This is a genomic window from Kitasatospora sp. NPDC101801, from assembly GCF_044766665.1.
Classification (GTDB): domain Bacteria; phylum Actinomycetota; class Actinomycetes; order Streptomycetales; family Streptomycetaceae; genus Kitasatospora.
Window position 1 is genome coordinate 20,842 of record NZ_JBIWML010000043.1, and the last position, 15,359, is coordinate 36,200.

12 protein-coding genes are annotated in these 15,359 nt (G+C 72.6%); 10 read left to right on the plus strand and 2 right to left on the minus strand.

What is annotated here, in order from left to right:
- The first annotated feature begins 581 nt into the window (after nucleotides 1-581).
- The 6 genes from ACIRPK_RS31435 to ACIRPK_RS31460 all read left to right on the plus strand — a co-directional run bounded on the left by ACIRPK_RS31435 (nucleotide 582) and on the right by ACIRPK_RS31460 (nucleotide 7,591).
- Nucleotides 582-2,024, plus strand: coding sequence for an aldehyde dehydrogenase family protein (locus ACIRPK_RS31435; protein ID WP_403044794.1), 1,443 nt, complete (start codon nucleotides 582-584; stop codon nucleotides 2,022-2,024).
- 124 nt (nucleotides 2,025-2,148) lie between these two features.
- Nucleotides 2,149-3,369, plus strand: a complete 1,221-nt coding sequence (gene dxr / locus ACIRPK_RS31440) for a 1-deoxy-D-xylulose-5-phosphate reductoisomerase (RefSeq protein WP_403044797.1) — start codon at nucleotides 2,149-2,151, stop codon at nucleotides 3,367-3,369.
- A 51-nt stretch (nucleotides 3,370-3,420) separates the two neighbouring features.
- Nucleotides 3,421-4,713 (plus strand): M50 family metallopeptidase, encoded by a 1,293-nt coding sequence (locus ACIRPK_RS31445; RefSeq protein WP_403044887.1) that lies wholly within the window; start codon nucleotides 3,421-3,423, stop codon nucleotides 4,711-4,713.
- A gap of 123 nt (nucleotides 4,714-4,836) precedes the next feature.
- Nucleotides 4,837-5,997 carry a flavodoxin-dependent (E)-4-hydroxy-3-methylbut-2-enyl-diphosphate synthase gene (gene ispG / locus ACIRPK_RS31450; protein ID WP_403044800.1) on the plus strand — a complete coding sequence of 387 codons (1,161 nt, stop codon included), beginning with the start codon at nucleotides 4,837-4,839 and terminating at the stop codon, nucleotides 5,995-5,997.
- A 121-nt stretch (nucleotides 5,998-6,118) separates the two neighbouring features.
- Nucleotides 6,119-6,994 (plus strand): GNAT family N-acetyltransferase, encoded by an 876-nt coding sequence (locus ACIRPK_RS31455; RefSeq protein ID WP_403044802.1) that lies wholly within the window; start codon nucleotides 6,119-6,121, stop codon nucleotides 6,992-6,994.
- A gap of 36 nt (nucleotides 6,995-7,030) precedes the next feature.
- On the plus strand, nucleotides 7,031-7,591 hold the full coding sequence (locus ACIRPK_RS31460; RefSeq protein ID WP_403044805.1) for a GNAT family N-acetyltransferase: 561 nt from the start codon (nucleotides 7,031-7,033) through the stop codon (nucleotides 7,589-7,591).
- On the opposite strand, the gene ACIRPK_RS31465 is transcribed toward ACIRPK_RS31460, so the two are convergent.
- Entirely contained in the window at nucleotides 7,564-8,481 is a 918-nt protein-coding gene (locus ACIRPK_RS31465) for an aminoglycoside phosphotransferase family protein (RefSeq protein WP_403044808.1), read from the minus strand. The genes ACIRPK_RS31460 and ACIRPK_RS31465 overlap by 28 nt on opposite strands.
- 85 nt (nucleotides 8,482-8,566) lie before the next feature.
- On the minus strand, nucleotides 8,567-9,655 hold the full coding sequence (locus ACIRPK_RS31470; protein ID WP_403044811.1) for a ferritin-like domain-containing protein: 1,089 nt from the start codon (nucleotides 9,653-9,655) through the stop codon (nucleotides 8,567-8,569).
- A 220-nt stretch (nucleotides 9,656-9,875) separates the two neighbouring features.
- On the opposite strand from ACIRPK_RS31470, the gene rimP reads away from it, so the two are divergent.
- The 4 genes from rimP (at nucleotide 9,876) to infB (ending at nucleotide 15,208) form a co-directional block, all read left to right on the plus strand.
- On the plus strand, nucleotides 9,876-10,427 hold the full coding sequence (gene rimP, locus ACIRPK_RS31475) for a ribosome maturation factor RimP (protein WP_403044814.1): 552 nt from the start codon (nucleotides 9,876-9,878) through the stop codon (nucleotides 10,425-10,427).
- Nucleotides 10,428-10,479: 52 nt separating this feature from the next.
- Nucleotides 10,480-11,493, plus strand: a complete 1,014-nt coding sequence (nusA, locus tag ACIRPK_RS31480; protein WP_403044817.1) for a transcription termination factor NusA — start codon at nucleotides 10,480-10,482, stop codon at nucleotides 11,491-11,493.
- A gap of 70 nt (nucleotides 11,494-11,563) precedes the next feature.
- On the plus strand, nucleotides 11,564-11,857 hold the full coding sequence (locus ACIRPK_RS31485) for a YlxR family protein (protein ID WP_403044890.1): 294 nt from the start codon (nucleotides 11,564-11,566) through the stop codon (nucleotides 11,855-11,857).
- A 186-nt stretch (nucleotides 11,858-12,043) separates the two neighbouring features.
- Nucleotides 12,044-15,208 (plus strand): translation initiation factor IF-2, encoded by a 3,165-nt coding sequence (gene infB / locus ACIRPK_RS31490; RefSeq protein ID WP_403044820.1) that lies wholly within the window; start codon nucleotides 12,044-12,046, stop codon nucleotides 15,206-15,208.
- Nucleotides 15,209-15,359 lie beyond the last annotated feature (151 nt).

Consider the following 15,359-nt stretch of genomic DNA (forward strand, 5'->3'; position numbering starts at 1 on the left):
CCGCACAACAGCAGAGCCCCGAGCCCTGACTCCGTAGCGGGCTGACCACCTGTCAAAGGTCGGTGTCGCCCGCGCGGCGGAGCCGCACATCAGCAGTTCCCCGAGCCCCTGACTCTTCCGAAGCACCTGCCAAAAGGCCGGCGTCGCCCACGCGGCGAGCCGCACAACAGCAGAGCCCCGAGCCCCTGACTCTTCCGAAGCACCTGCCAAAAGGCCGGCGTCGCCCACGCGGCGAGCCGCACAACAGCAGAGCCCCGAGCCCTGACTCCGTAGCGGGCTGACCACCTGTCAAAGGTCGGTGTCGCCCGCGCGGCGGAGCCGCACATCAGCAGGGCCCCGGGCCCCTGACTCTTCCGAAGCACCTGCCAAAAGGTCGGTGTCGCCCGCGCGGCGGAGCCGCACATCAGCAGGGCCCCGAGCCCCTGACTCCGTAGCGGGCTGAGCACCTGCCGAAGGTGCCGCCACCCGACACGCTGGAGCAACCCGCAGGGTCAGTGCGCCGTCGTGTCCAATCCGCGTGGCGGGCGCCCGGACCTACCGTGGGTGGGTAGCTCTCCCACCACAGAAGGGTCGGTACGACCGTGACCACCACCCATGAGTTCTGGCTGGCCGGCCGCCGGGCGACCGGTGACGCCGAGTTCGAGGTTCACCACTCGTACGACGGCAGCCTGGTCGGCAGGGTCAGCGTGCCGACCGACGCCCAGGTGGAGGAGGCGGTGGCAGCGGCCGCCGCCGTCGCCCCGGCCTTCGCCGCGACCCCCGCGCACCTCCGGGCCACCGCGCTCGACCACGTCGCCCGTCGGCTGACGGAGCGTACGGAGGAGATCGCCCGGCTGATCACCGCCGAGAACGGCAAGCCGATCAAGTGGGCGCGCGGTGAGGTCGGCCGGGCCGCCTCGGTGTTCCGCTGGGCCGCCGAGGAGGCGCGCCGGACCAACGGCGAGACCATGCGCCTGGACACCGACCCGGGCGGCGTCGGCCGCTTCGCGGTGGTCCGCCGCTTCCCGCGTGGTGTGGTGCTGGGCATCGCCCCGTTCAACTTCCCGCTGAACCTGGTCGCCCACAAGGTCGCCCCGGCGATCGCGGTCGGTGCCCCGATCATCCTCAAGCCGGCTCCGGCCACCCCGCTGTCGGCGATGGTGCTCGGCGAGATCCTGGCCGAGACCGAGCTGCCGGCCGGTTCCTGGAGCGTGCTCCCGGTGCCGAACGAGAAGATGCCCGCGCTGGTCCAGGACCCGCGCCTGCCGGTGATCTCGTTCACCGGTTCGGACAAGGTCGGCTACCAGATCATGGACTCGGTGCCGCGCAAGCACGTCACCCTGGAGCTCGGCGGCAACGCCGCCGCCGTGGTGCTGGCCGACTGGTCCTCCGAGGCCGACCTGGACTGGGCGGCGACCCGGATCGCGATGTTCGCCAACTACCAGGGCGGCCAGTCCTGCATCTCGGTGCAGCGGGTGATCGCCGACGCGACGGTCTACGACGCGCTGGTGGAGAAGGTGGTCGCCAAGGTGCAGGCCCAGGTGACCGGCGATCCGGGTGCGGACGCCACCGACGTCGGCCCGCTGGTGGACGAGAACGCCGCCAAGCGCGTCGAGTCCTGGGTCGACGACGCCGTCGCCAAGGGCGCCAAGGTGCTGGTCGGCGGTACCCGCGAGGGAGCGACCTACGCGCCGACCGTGCTCGCCGAGCTGCCGGACGACGCCATCCTGGCCACCGCCGAGGTGTTCGGCCCGGTGCTCTCGCTGCACCGGGTGGACTCCACCGACGAGGCGTTCGCCGCGGTCAACGACTCCAAGTTCGGCCTGCAGGCCGGCGTCTTCACGCACGACCTGCAGACCGCCTTCAAGGCCCACCAGGTGCTGGAGGTCGGCGGCGTGGTGATCGGCGACGCCCCGTCGTACCGGGCCGACCAGATGCCGTACGGCGGCGTCAAGGACTCCGGCGTCGGCCGCGAGGGCGTCAAGTACGCGATGGGCGACTTCACGTACGAGAAGGTCCTGGTGCTGACCGGTCTCGACCTCTGAGCAGTCCGCTGACGCCCCGTCACCGTCCTTCGGTGGCGGGGCGTCGACGTGTCCGGCGCGGTCGGCCGGGACCGGATGTCCGGGCCGCGCACCCGGGTGCACCCGGGCAGGACACAATGGGCGCATGAACTCGCTCGCCCACCCGCAGTCGCGCTTCACCCCCACGGTGAAGGACCCCTCCGGCCCCCGGGAGCTGGTGATCCTCGGCTCCACCGGTTCGATCGGCACCCAGGCCATCGACGTGGTGCTGCGCAACCCCGGCCGTTTCAAGGTGGTCGCGCTCTCGGCCGCCGGTGGCCGGGTCGCCCTGCTGGCCGAGCAGGCGCTCCGCCTGGGCGTGCGCACCGTAGCGGTGGCCGACCCGGCGGCCGTACCGGCGCTGCGCGAGGCGCTGGCCGCCGGGGCCGACGGCCGGCCGCTGCCGGAGATCCTGGCGGGCCCGGACGCCGCCACCGAGCTGGCCGGGTTCGCGTGCCACTCGGTGCTCAACGGCATCACCGGCTCGATCGGCCTGCGCCCGACGCTGGCCGCGCTGCGGGCCGGCCGGGTGCTGGTGCTGGCCAACAAGGAGTCGCTCATCGTCGGCGGCCCGCTGGTCAAGGCGGTCGCGAAGCCCGGCCAGATCGTGCCGGTGGACTCCGAGCACGCCGCGCTGTTCCAGGCGCTGGCGGGCGGCACCCGGGCGGAGGTCCGCAAGCTGGTGGTCACCGCCAGCGGCGGCCCGTTCCGGAACCGGACCAGGGAGCAGCTGGCCGGCGTCACCCGGGAGGAGGCACTGGCCCACCCGACCTGGGCGATGGGCCCGGTCGTCACGATCAACTCCGCCACCCTGGTGAACAAGGGCCTGGAGGTGATCGAGGCCCACCTGCTGTACGACGTCCCGTTCGACCGGATCGAGGTGGTGGTCCATCCGCAGTCCGTCGTGCACTCGATGGTGGAGTTCACCGACGGTTCGACGCTGGCCCAGGCCAGCCCGCCGGACATGCGGATGCCGATCGCGCTCGGCCTCGGCTGGCCGGACCGGGTGCCGGACGCCGCTCCCGGCTGCGACTGGACCAAGGCCGCCACCTGGGAGTTCTTCCCGCTCGACAACGCGGCCTTCCCCGCCGTGGACCTGGCCCGGGAGGTCGGTACGCTCGGCGGGACGGCCCCGGCCGTCTTCAACGCCGCCAACGAGGAGTGCGTCGAGGCGTTCCTGGCCGGTCGGCTGCCTTTCACGGGGATCGTGGACACTGTGGCGAAGGTGGTGTCCGAACACACGGTGGGAACTTCCCTCACGGTCGAGGACGTCCTTCACGCGGAGACCTGGGCCCGCGCCCGGGCCCGTGAGCTGGCAGCGGGCTAGCGGCGAGCGCAGCAGGAGCGGCATGACGGAGGATCAGTAGTGACGATGGTGATGTGGGTGCTCGGCACCCTGCTCTTCGTGCTCGGGTTGCTGTTCTCGATCGCCTGGCACGAGCTCGGCCACCTGTCGACGGCCAAGCTGTTCGGCATCCGGGTCCCGCAGTACATGGTCGGCTTCGGCCGGACGGTCTGGTCGCGGAAGAAGGGCGAGACCGAGTACGGCCTCAAGGCCATCCCGTTGGGTGGGTACATCCGGATGATCGGGATGTTCCCGCCGGGGGCGGACGGCCGGGTCACCCAGCGCTCCACCTCGCCCTGGCGCTCGATGATCGAGGACGCCCGGGAGGCGTCCTACGAGGAGATCAAGCCCGGCGACGAGGACCGGATGTTCTACACCCGGAAGCCGTGGAAGCGCGTCATCGTGATGTTCGCAGGCCCGTTCATGAACCTGATCCTCGCGGTCGTGCTCTACCTGGTGCTGTTCATGGCCATCGGCGTGCAGATGGCGGTGCCCACGGTGGGCTCGGTCAGCCAGTGCGTGGTGGCGGCCGGCAAGGCGACCGACACCTGCCCGGCCGACGCCCCCGCCAGTCCGGCGGCGGCCGCCGGACTGCGGGCCGGTGACACCGTCCTCTCCTTCGACGGCGAGGCGATCACCAGTTACCCGCAGCTGCAGGCGGACATCCGCAAGTCACCCGGCCGGACGGTGCCGATCGTGGTCGAGCGCGGCGGGCAGCGACTCACCCTGAACGCGACGCTGACCAGCAACACCGTGGCGAGGCTCGACCAGGACGGGAACCAGGTCAAGGACGAGACCGTCACGGCCGGCTTCCTCGGCTTCGCCCCGGCCAGCGCCGTCGAACACCTCACCGTCGGCGAGAGCGTCGACCAGATGGCGTCGATGGCCAAGCACAGCGCCACCGCGCTGGTCGCGCTGCCCGGCAAGGTCCCCGGCCTCTGGCACGCCATCGTCAGCGACGACCCGCGTCCGGCGGACTCCCCGATGGGCATGGTCGGTGCGGCCCGGCTCGGCGGCGAGGTCTTCTCGATGGACGTCCCGCTCAGCTTCCAGCTGACCTTCATGGTCCGGCTGCTCGCGATGATCAACCTGTCGCTGTTCCTGTTCAACATGCTCCCGCTGCTCCCGCTGGACGGCGGGCACATCGCCGGGGCGCTCTGGGAGTCGCTGCGCCGCAAGACCGCCGCCGTGCTCCGGCGCCCCGACCCGGGCCCGTTCGACGTGGCACGGCTGATGCCCGCGGCGTACGTGGTGGCGGCGGTGTTCATCTGCTTCACGGCCCTAGTGGGGGTCGCCGACGTTGTCAACCCGATCCGCCTGAACTGACCTTGATCGGGTCGGCCGGGTGTGCTCGGCCCCATCCTGGTGCCGTACCGTTGGAGGCCGGGCGCCCGTTGACGAGAGCGCCCGGCCGGATCTCACCACCTCGACTTGGGGAACCCTGCGCACATGACCGCGATCTCGCTCGGAATTCCTGCCCTGCCGCTCAAGCCGCTGGCCACCCGCCGCGTCTCCCGGCAGATCATGGTCGGTAACGTCCCGGTCGGCGGTGACGCACCCATCTCCGTCCAGTCGATGACCACCACGGTCACGGCCGACATCAACGCCACCCTGCAGCAGATCGCCGAGCTCACCGCCTCGGGCTGCCAGATCGTCCGGGTCGCGGTGCCCACCCAGGACGACGCGGACGCGCTGCCGATCATCGCCAAGAAGGCGAACATCCCGGTCATCGCCGACATCCACTTCCAGCCCAAGTACGTCTTCGCGGCGATCGAGGCCGGCTGCGCGGCGGTCCGGGTCAACCCGGGCAACATCAAGCAGTTCGACGACAAGGTCGGCGAGATCGCCAAGGCAGCCAAGGACGCCGGCGTGCCGATCCGGATCGGCGTCAACGCCGGTTCGCTCGACAAGCGACTGCTGGAGAAGTACGGCCGGGCCACCCCGGAGGCGCTGGTCGAGTCCGCGCTCTGGGAGTGCTCGCTGTTCGAGGAGCACGACTTCCGCGACATCAAGATCTCGGTCAAGCACAACGACCCGGTCGTGATGATCAACGCCTACCGCCAGCTCGCGGCCGCCTGCGACTACCCGCTGCACCTCGGCGTGACCGAGGCCGGCCCGTCCTTCCAGGGCACCATCAAGTCGGCGGTCGCCTTCGGCGCGCTGCTGTCGGAGGGCATCGGCGACACCATCCGGGTCTCGCTCTCCGCGCCGCCCGCCGAGGAGGTCAAGGTCGGCAACCAGATCCTGGAGTCGCTGAACCTCCGTCAGCGCGGCCTGGAGATCGTCTCCTGCCCGTCCTGCGGCCGCGCCCAGGTGGACGTCTACAAGCTCGCCGAGGAGGTCACCGCCGGCCTGGAGGGCATGGAGGTGCCGCTCCGGGTCGCGGTCATGGGCTGCGTCGTGAACGGCCCGGGCGAGGCCCGCGAGGCCGACCTCGGGGTCGCGTCCGGCAACGGCAAGGGCCAGATCTTCGTCAAGGGCGAGGTGATCAAGACCGTGCCCGAGTCGAAGATCGTCGAGACCCTGATCGAGGAGGCCCTCAAGCTGGCCGAGCAGATGCAGGCCGACGGTGTCGAGTCCGGCGCTCCGGTGGTCACCGCCGCCGAGTGATCTTCGGTGTCGCTGCGGGTCGTCCGGTCACGGACGGCCCGCAGCCCTGCTCCGGTGGGACGGCGGAGTAGGGTGCGACCAGCGTTCCTAGTGTGAGGTGCCTGTGCTCGATCGAGGTGTGATGCTCCCCGGCCCCTTCCAGGTGGCCCGGGCCCTGGCGACCACGCGGGTACTCGACCCCCAGGACCTCGACGAGGCCCTGGAGATCCTGCACCTCGACCCGGTCGCCAACGCCTTCGTGGCCACCCGGGTGGAAGCCGTCGGCCTCGACCCCTGGCGGCTCGGCGGCGAGATGTGGGGCTGGTTCGACGCCGACGGCCGGCTCGGCTCGCTCTGCTACGCCGGGGCGAACCTGGTCCTGGTGAACGCCGGTCCGGAGGCCGTCCGCGCGTTCGCCGAACGGGCCCGCCGGCAGGGGCGCCGCTGCTCCTCCATCGTGGGGCCGGCCGGCCCCACCGCCGCGCTCTGGGCCAGCCTCGAACGCAGCTGGGGCCCGGCCCGCGAGGTCCGCGCCCACCAGCCGCTGATGGCCACCGCCGAGCCCGCCGCCGACGTCGTCCCCGATCCACTGGTGCGCCGGGTCCGGCGGAACGAGATCGACGCCCTGATGCCCGCCTGCGTGGCGATGTTCACCGAGGAGGTCGGGATCTCCCCGCTGGCCGGTGACGGCGGCCTGCTCTACCAGGCCCGGGTGGCCGAACTGGTCGCGGGCGGACGCTCGTTCGCGCACTTCGCCCAGGACGGCTCGGTGGTCTTCAAGGCCGAGATCGGTGCCGTCACGGCCGGCGCCTGCCAGATCCAGGGCGTCTGGGTGGCCCCCGAGCACCGCGGCCAGGGCCGGTCCGAGACCGGTATGGCCGCCGTCATGGGGTACGCGCTGCGCGACGTCGCCCCGGTGGTCTCGCTCTACGTCAACGACTACAACGTGCGGGCCAGGGCCGCGTACGCCCGGGTCGGCTTCCGTGAGGTCGGCGCCTTCATGAGCGTGCTGTTCTGAGTGATCACCGCCCGTCGGAGTAGTAACGTCCGGGGCATGGAGCAGCTCACCGAGGTGACGATCGAGGCCGTGGACCTGGCGGCCTGGGCGGCCGACGCCCTGGAGGTGCAGGCCGTCGCGTTCGGCCTGACCGACGAGGAGGTGGCGGTCCGGCTGCAGATCGTCGCGCGGCACGCCGAACAGCCCGGGGTACTGGCGTTCGGAGCCTTCGGCGACCGGCGGCTGGTCGGGTTCGGGTACGGGATGCCGAACCGCCGGGAGCACTGGTGGAGCACCGTGATCGAGCCGCACCTGGACGCCCAGGGGCACGGGGACTGGCTGGACGACGTGTTCGCGGTGACCGAGCTGCACGTGCTGCCGGAGTACCAGGGCCGGGGGGTGGGCAGCGCGCTGATCCGCACCCTGTGCGAGCGGTCGGGCCGGCCGCGCAGCATCCTGTCGGCGATCGACGCCGAGACGCCCGCCCGGCGGCTGTACCGGTCGCTCGGGTACCGGGACCTGGCCCGGATGGTGCGGTTCCCCAACACGATCCGCCCGTACGCGGTGATGGGTGCTCAGCTGCCGTTGCGTCAGAGCCAGTCGGCGAATTCCAGGTAGAGCTCGGCGCGGTCGGCGGAGCCGGCCGCCAGCTCCCGCAGGCCCGCCTCGACGGTGCGGAACAGCGCCCAGCCGCGCAGCCGGTCGTGGTCGACCTCGACCGCGTCGGCGAGCTGGTGCAGCCGGCGGCGGGCGGCGCCGCGCGGGCCGGGGGAGCCGGCCAGGGTGTCCAGCCGGTCCTGCGCCAACCAGGCCAGGTCGTACGCGCGTTCGCCGACCAGCGGCCGGGGCGAGACCGCCAGCCAGGGGGAGCGGTCGGCGGCCAGCACCTTGCCGTGGTGGAAGTCCCCGTGCAGCAACAGGTGTTCGGTGCCGTCGGCGAGCAGTGCGGCCGAGACCTCGAGCGCCTCGTCCACCAACGGCTGGGTGTCGGGGGAGAGTTCACGGTGCCGGTGGAGCCCGGCGGAGAGCTCGGCGACCTGTTCGGCGACGGTCCGGAACGGGTGGTCGTCGGCGGGCGGCACCCAGAGCCGCTGGAGCAGCCCGGCGGCCTCCAGCATGGCCTTGGCCTCGGCCAGCGAGCGGAGCGGGATGTCCCCGTACAGGCGCTCCAGCAGCAGCGATCCGGCCGGATCGGCGGCCGGCAGCAGGACGGCGCCGCGGCCGGCCCAGTGCGCGAGGGCGGCGGCCTCCCGGGCGGTGTCGGGGGTGCTCAGGCCGGTCTTCAGGACCGCCTTGGTGCCGTCGGCGCGCAGCACCGTGCAGACCAGGCCGGACCGGCCGCCCGGCTCCACCACCCGCTCCAAGGTCAGTTCCCAGCGGGCCAGTTGCTCGGCGACGGTGTCCGGCAGGGCGGCCAGCCGGGCCAGTTCGGCCCGGTCCCCGCGGGCCCGGACGGTGGCTGTGAGACGGGCCGGAACGGTGATCTGCTGCCCTGCTGCTGCCGACATGCTGGCCTCTCGGTTGGTGCCGCCCCATCGTGCTGTCGCGGTCCTGCTGCTCGCCCATTGTCGGCCATGGGGAGGAAACCGCTGGTCAGGCGCTCGGGGACGGGCTCGTCGGGGCGCGGTCGGCGGCGGGCAGGCCGGGCAGCGCGCTCTGCTCGGCGCCCCACTGCCGGGCGCGCAGGGCGGACTCGCGCAGCGCGGCGGCGGCGCTCTGTCGGAGCTCGCCCGAGCCGGCCGCCACCAGGGCCGCGTACACGCCGGTGAGCTGCACCTCGATGTGGGCGGCGAGCTGCTTGGCGGTGGCCGGGTCGGTGACGGGGAACGGCAGTTGGTAGCCGGGTGCGGCGGCGGCCGGGGTGGCGCCGCCGCCCAGCAGCAGGCGGTGCCAGGCGTCCCGGCCGGCCTGGTGGGCCAGGTAGCAGACCTGCGCCTCGGCCCGCTGCGGACCGGCGGGCTGCCGGGCGCCGACCACGCCGTAGCCGTACACGGCGGCGTGCTCGGCGGAGAGCGCGCTCTGCAGTGCGGCGGTCTCGGCGGCGGGCCGGGGTGCGGCCGTCGGCGAGGCCGGGCCGGTCGGGGCGGCGGAGCCGGCGGCCGACGCCGACGCCGAGGGGGAAGGCGAGGCCGAAGGGGTGGCGGCGGGCGGGCCGGTGACCGGGGTGGTGTTGCCGAGCGCCGCGGCGTGCAGCGCGCCGGCGGCGGAGACGGCGGCCAGCAGCTTCGCCAGCTCGGGCGAGGCGGCGGTCAGATCGGCCAGTCGGGCCCCGGCGGTGGTCCGTTCGGCGGCCGCGAGCTCAACCACCGAGGTCGCCGGGCCGGTCGGAGTGCCCTGGGCGCCCGGGGTGCCCGAGGGGGCTCCGGTCGGCGCGGTCGGGCCCGTCGGGGCGGCCGATCCGGCCAGGCCGGTGGCCAGCGCGGTCCGGTGCTCGGCCACCTCCGCCCGCAGCGCCCGGAGCCGGTCGGCCTGGGCCGCCCCCGGCCCGGCCAGCACGGCGTCGTACCCGGCCAGCAGCCGGTCGGTGTCGGCGACCGCCCGGCTGCGCAGCGGCAGGTCGGCGTCGGCCTTCTTCCGCTCGGCCTCCGTCGGCCCGTCCTCGTCGGTGCACCCGCAGAGCAGCAGCGGGGCGCTGCTCAGCGCGCCCAGGAGGAGCAGGCTCCGCCGAGTGAGGGACAGCATGGGGGGTGCTCCCGAGGAGGTCGTGGGGGAGCCCGAGCAGCCCCCGCTGCCGTGCATCATTACAGAATCACCATCCGGCCCGTTGTGACCTTGCTCCCAAGCGGTGCCCGTGGGTGCCCCGCACGCCTCGCGGAATCGGTGGTTTGGGGTCCGACCCGATAGGCTTGCCGCTCAGCTAGCACCTACCGACAACAGCAGACGCGGCCGAGGAGTCACCCGGATGAGCACCACCCCCACCGACCGGTTGCGTGCGTTGCTCGAGCCGCTGGCCGCCGAGGCAGGTCTCGACCTCGAAGAGGTCAAGGTGACCCAGGCCGGCAACCGCCGTCAGGTGCAGATCGACGTGGACGCCGACGGCGGCGTGGACATGAACGCGATCGCGGAGTTCAGCCGGGTGGTCAGCGAGCGGCTGGACGCCGCCGAGGACGTCATGGGCAGCGCCCCGTACGTGCTGGAGGTCGGCTCCCCGGGGGCCGAGCGTCCGCTGAACGAGCCCCGCCACTGGCGCCGGGCCGAGGGGCGCCTCGCCAAGATCCACCTGGTGGACGGCGGCGAGCTGGTCGCCCGCGTGCTGGAGAGCGACGAGGACGGCGCCCTGGTCGAGGTGCAGCCGGTGAAGGGCCGCGGCCGCCCCAAGGAGCGCCGCCTGGAGTTCGCCGAGATCGCCCGTGCCCGGGTCCAGGTCGAGTTCAACCGCAAGGAAGACGAGGGGCTGCTCGACGAGTCGGAGGTCGAGGACACCGACGACGACAGCACCGAAGACGACGAGTGAGCACCGCACCACACATGAACGTGAACGTGAAGAGGGAAGAGGAGGCGTAGCCGTGGACATCGACATGAGCGCCCTGCGTGGGTTGGTTACCGAGAAGAACATCCCGTTCGAACTGCTGGTCGGATCGATCGAATCGGCCCTCCTCATCGCGTACCACCGCACCGAGGGGTCCCGCCGCAAGGCGCGGGTCGAGCTGAACCGCAAGACCGGGCACGTGACGGTCTGGGCGCTGGAGGACGCGGACGAGCTGGACGAGGGTGTCGAGCCGAAGGAGTTCGACGACACCCCGAGCGGCTTCGGCCGGATCGCCGCCTCCACGGCCAAGCAGGTCATCCTGCAGCGCCTGCGGGACGCCGCGGACGACCAGACCTTCGGCGAGTACGCGGGCAAGGAGGGCGACATCGTCACCGGTGTCGTCCAGCAGGGCAACGACCCCAAGAACATCCTGGTCGACATCGGCAAGCTGGAGGCCATCCTCCCGCCGCAGGAGCAGGTGCCGGGCGAGGACTACAAGCACGGCACCCGGCTGAAGTGCTACGTGGTGGCCGTCCGCCGGGGCGTCCGCGGCCCGTCCGTGACGCTCTCCCGCACCCACCCCAGCCTGGTGAAGAAGCTGTTCGCGCTGGAGGTCCCGGAGATCGCCGACGGCAGCGTCGAGATCGCCGCGATCGCCCGCGAGGCCGGCCACCGCACCAAGATCGCCGTCTGGTCCCGCCGTCAGGGCCTGAACGCCAAGGGCGCCTGCATCGGCCCGATGGGCGCCCGGGTGCGCAACGTGATGGCCGAGCTGCACGGCGAGAAGATCGACATCGTCGACTGGTCGGAGGACCCGGCGGAGATGGTCGCGGCCGCGCTGTCCCCCGCGCGGGTGACGAGCGTGGAGATCGTGGACCTCTACGCGCGCTCCGCCCGGGTGATCGTGCCGGACTACCAGCTGTCGCTGGCGATCGGCAAGGAGGGCCAGAACGCCCGCCTGGCGGCCCGCCTGACCGGCTGGCGGATCGACATCAGGCCGGACACCGAAACCCCTGCCGGAAGCGACCGCGGGGAATCCCGCGACCGCTAGTCACGTTGTCGCGGTCCTGGCCGGAATCGGCAGGGCGGCGCCAGGTCCCTCCGGAGGGGTAGACTTGAGGTTGTCTGGCCGGACGCATGTCCGAGCATGCCCGGAACGCACCTGCGTGGGCTGCCGCAAGCGAGCGGCCAAGCACCAGCTGTTGCGTGTCGTGGCGGTCGAGGGCGTTTGTGTCCCCGATTCCCGCGGCGCACTGCCGGGCCGGGGTGCACATCTGCACCCCGACCCGACCTGCCTCGACCTCGCGGTCCGCCGCCGAGCGTTCCCCAGGGCCTTCCGACTCCAGGGAACACTCGACACCACGGACTTGCGTGAGTACGTCGAGCAGCGGGCCGGTGACACCCCGGCAGGCTGAAAGAACCACCGCAACAAGCACCGCGCAGAGCTGGTAGAGCCCCGTGCGGCGCGCACACGTCAGGTACCTCGCGAGTTGGAAGTAGGTCGAGATTGCGATGAGCACTCGATGAGTACGCGATGAGTACGCCCATGAAGTAGCGATGGTCCGGCGGACGAATACCCCGGACACGTAGACAGGAGCGAAGTGGCTAAGGTCCGGGTATATGAACTCGCCAAGGAGCTTGGCTTGGAGAGCAAGGCCGTGATGGCCAAGCTCACCGAGCTCGGTGAGTTCGTCCGTTCGGCGTCCTCGACCATCGAGGCGCCGGTCGTGCGCAAGTTGACTGACGCTTTGGGGGTGCCGCCCACCGGTGGTGGCGCCGCCAAGCCGGGCCCGCAGAAGCCTGCGGCCCCCAAGCCCGCCGGTGCGTCCGCACCGAGGCCGGGCGCCCCCACCCCGGGACCGCGGCCCGCCGCGACCCCCGGTCCCCGTCCGACTCCGGCCCCGGCGGCTCCCGCCGCCCCGGCCGCCCCCGCCGCGCCGAAGCCGGCCGCCGCTGCCCCGGGCCCGCGCCCGGCCGCCGCGCGTCCCGCCCCGGCCGCTGCGGCCCCGGCTGCTCCGGCAGCCGAGTTCTCCTCCCCGGCTCCCGCCGGTGACGCCGCTGCGGAGGCGCCGGCCCGTCCGGCCGCCGCCGCTCCGGCCGCCCGTCCGGCCGCGGCCAACCCGTCGGCCCGTCCGGGCCCGCGTCCGGCCGGTCCCCGTCCGGGCAACAACCCGTTCACCTCCGGCAGTGCGACCGGCATGGGCCGCCCCGGCGAGCGCCGTCCGGCTGCTCCCGGTGCCGCGCGTCCGGGTGCCGGCGCCCCCGCCGGCGAGCGTCCGGCCCGTCCGGGCGGCGACCGTCCGCGTCCGGCCGGTGCGCCGGGTGCCGACCGTGGCGCTCCGCGTCCCGGTGGCGACCGTCCGCGTCCCGCTGGTGCGCCGGGTGCCGACCGTGGCGCCCCGCGTCCCGGTGGCGACCGTCCGCGTCCCGCCGCCGGTCCCGGTGGCGCGCCGCGTCCGGGTGGTGCGGGTGCACCGCGTCCCGACGGGATGCCCCGTCCGGCCGGTCCGCGTCCGGGTGGGCCCAGCCCGTCCGGTATGCCGCGTCCGAACCCCGGCATGATGCCGCAGCGTCCCGCTCCGGGTGCCGCGCGTCCGGGTGGTCCCGGTGGCCGCGGTCCGGGTGGCCCCGGTGGCCGTCCGGGTGCTCCGGGTGCCGGCGCCGGTGGCGCTCGTCCCGGCTTCGCCGGCCGTGCGGCCGGTCCGGGCTCGCGTCCGGCCGGTGGCGGCTTCGGCGGCCCCCGTCCCGGTGGCGGTGCCCCCGGTGGCGGCGGTGGCTTCGGCCCGCGTCCCGGTGGCTTCGGCGGCCGTCCGGGTGGCCCGGGTGCCCGTGGTGGCACGCAGGGTGCCTTCGGTCGTGGCCCGGGCGGTCGCCCGGCGCGTGGCCGCAAGTCGAAGCGGGCGAAGCGCCAGGAGTACGAGGCCATGCAGGCCCCGTCCGTCGGCGGTGTGATGCTGCCGCGTGGCAACGGTTCCACCGTTCGCCTGTCGCGGGGCTCGTCCCTGACGGACTTCGCCGAGAAGATCAACGCCAACCCGGCCGCGCTCGTCTCGGTGATGTTCAACCTCGGTGAGATGGTCACCGCAACCCAGTCGGTCTCGGACGACACGCTCCAGCTGCTGGCCGACGAGATGGGCTTCCAGCTCGAGATCGTCAGCCGCGACGACGAGGACCGCGAGCTGCTCGAGTCGTTCGACATCGACTTCGGTGTCAACGAGGGCGACGAGGACATGCTGGCCGCGCGCCCGCCGGTGGTCACCGTCATGGGTCACGTCGACCACGGTAAGACCCGCCTGCTGGACGCGATCCGCAAGTCCAACGTGGTGGCCGGCGAGGCCGGTGGCATCACCCAGCACATCGGTGCCTACCAGGTCGCCACCGTGGTGAACGGCGAAGAGCGTCCGATCACCTTCCTCGACACCCCGGGTCACGAGGCGTTCTCCGCCATGCGTGCCCGTGGTGCCAAGTCCACCGACATCGCGATCCTGGTGGTCGCGGCCAACGACGGTGTCATGCCGCAGACGGTCGAGGCGTTGAACCACGCCAAGGCCGCCGGTGTGCCGATCGTGGTCGCGGTCAACAAGATCGACGTCGAGGGCGCCGACCCGACCAAGGTCCGCGGTCAGCTGACCGAGTTCGGTCTGGTGGCCGAGGAGTACGGCGGCGACACCATGTTCGTCGACATCTCCGCGCGCCAGGGTCTGAACATCGACCAGCTGCTCGAGGCCGTGGTCCTGACCGCGGACGCCTCGCTCGACCTGCGGGCCAACCCGGAGCAGGACGCGCAGGGCATCGCGATCGAAGCCCACCTCGACAAGGGCCGCGGCGCCATGGCGACCGTCCTGGTCCAGCGCGGTACCCTCCGCGTCGGTGACTCGATCGTGGTCGGCGACGCCTACGGCCGCGTCCGCGCCATGCTGGACGAGAACGGCAACAGCCTCGCCGAGGCCGGCCCGTCCCGTCCGGTGCTGCTGCTCGGTCTCACCTCGGTGCCCCGCGCCGGCGACAGCTTCATCGTCGTCGACGAGGACCGCACCGCGCGTCAGATCGCCGAGAAGCGCTCGGCCCGTGACCGCAACGCCGCGTTCGCGCAGCGTCGGGTCCGGATCTCGCTCGAGGACCTGGACAAGGCCATCGCAGCGGGCTCCATCGAGCAGCTCAACCTCATCATCAAGGGTGACGTCTCCGGTTCCGTCGAAGCCCTCGAGGACGCCCTCGTCAAGCTCGACGTGGGCGAGGAGGTCGAGCTCCGGGTGCTGCACCGCGGCGTCGGTGCGATCACCGAGTCGGACGTCGACCTCGCGATGGGCTCGGACGCCATCATCATCGGCTTCAACGTGCGCGCCGAAGGCCGCGCCCGTACGGCTGCCGAGAAGGAAGGCGTGGATGTCCGGTACTACTCGGTCATCTACCAGGCCATCGAGGAGATCGAGAACGCGCTCAAGGGCCTGCTCAAGCCCGAGTACGAGGAGGTGCGCCTCGGCTCCGCGGAGATCCGCGAGGTGTTCCGTTCCTCCAAGTTCGGCAACATCGCGGGTGTCATCGTCCGCGAGGGTCTGCTGCGCCGCAACGCCAAGGCCCGTCTCATCCGCGACGGCAAGCTCATCACCGAGAACCTCACCATCGAGGGTCTGCGTCGTTTCAAGGACGACGCGACCGAGGTGCGCGAGGGCTTCGAGGCCGGTGTGACCCTGGGGTCGTTCAACGACATCAAGGTCGACGACGTCATCGAGACCTACGAGATGCGCGAGAAGCCGCGGTCCTAGCAGTGGCTGCCGGGGCCGGGGGGGGGGGGCCCCAAAACCCCCCCCCCCCCCCCCGGGCCGGGTTTGCGACACGTTAGCCCCCCCCGGGCACAACAGAGCGGGCGTAAGGTGGGGGAGAACCGTGACAAAAATTAGTGGGGAAACACCAATT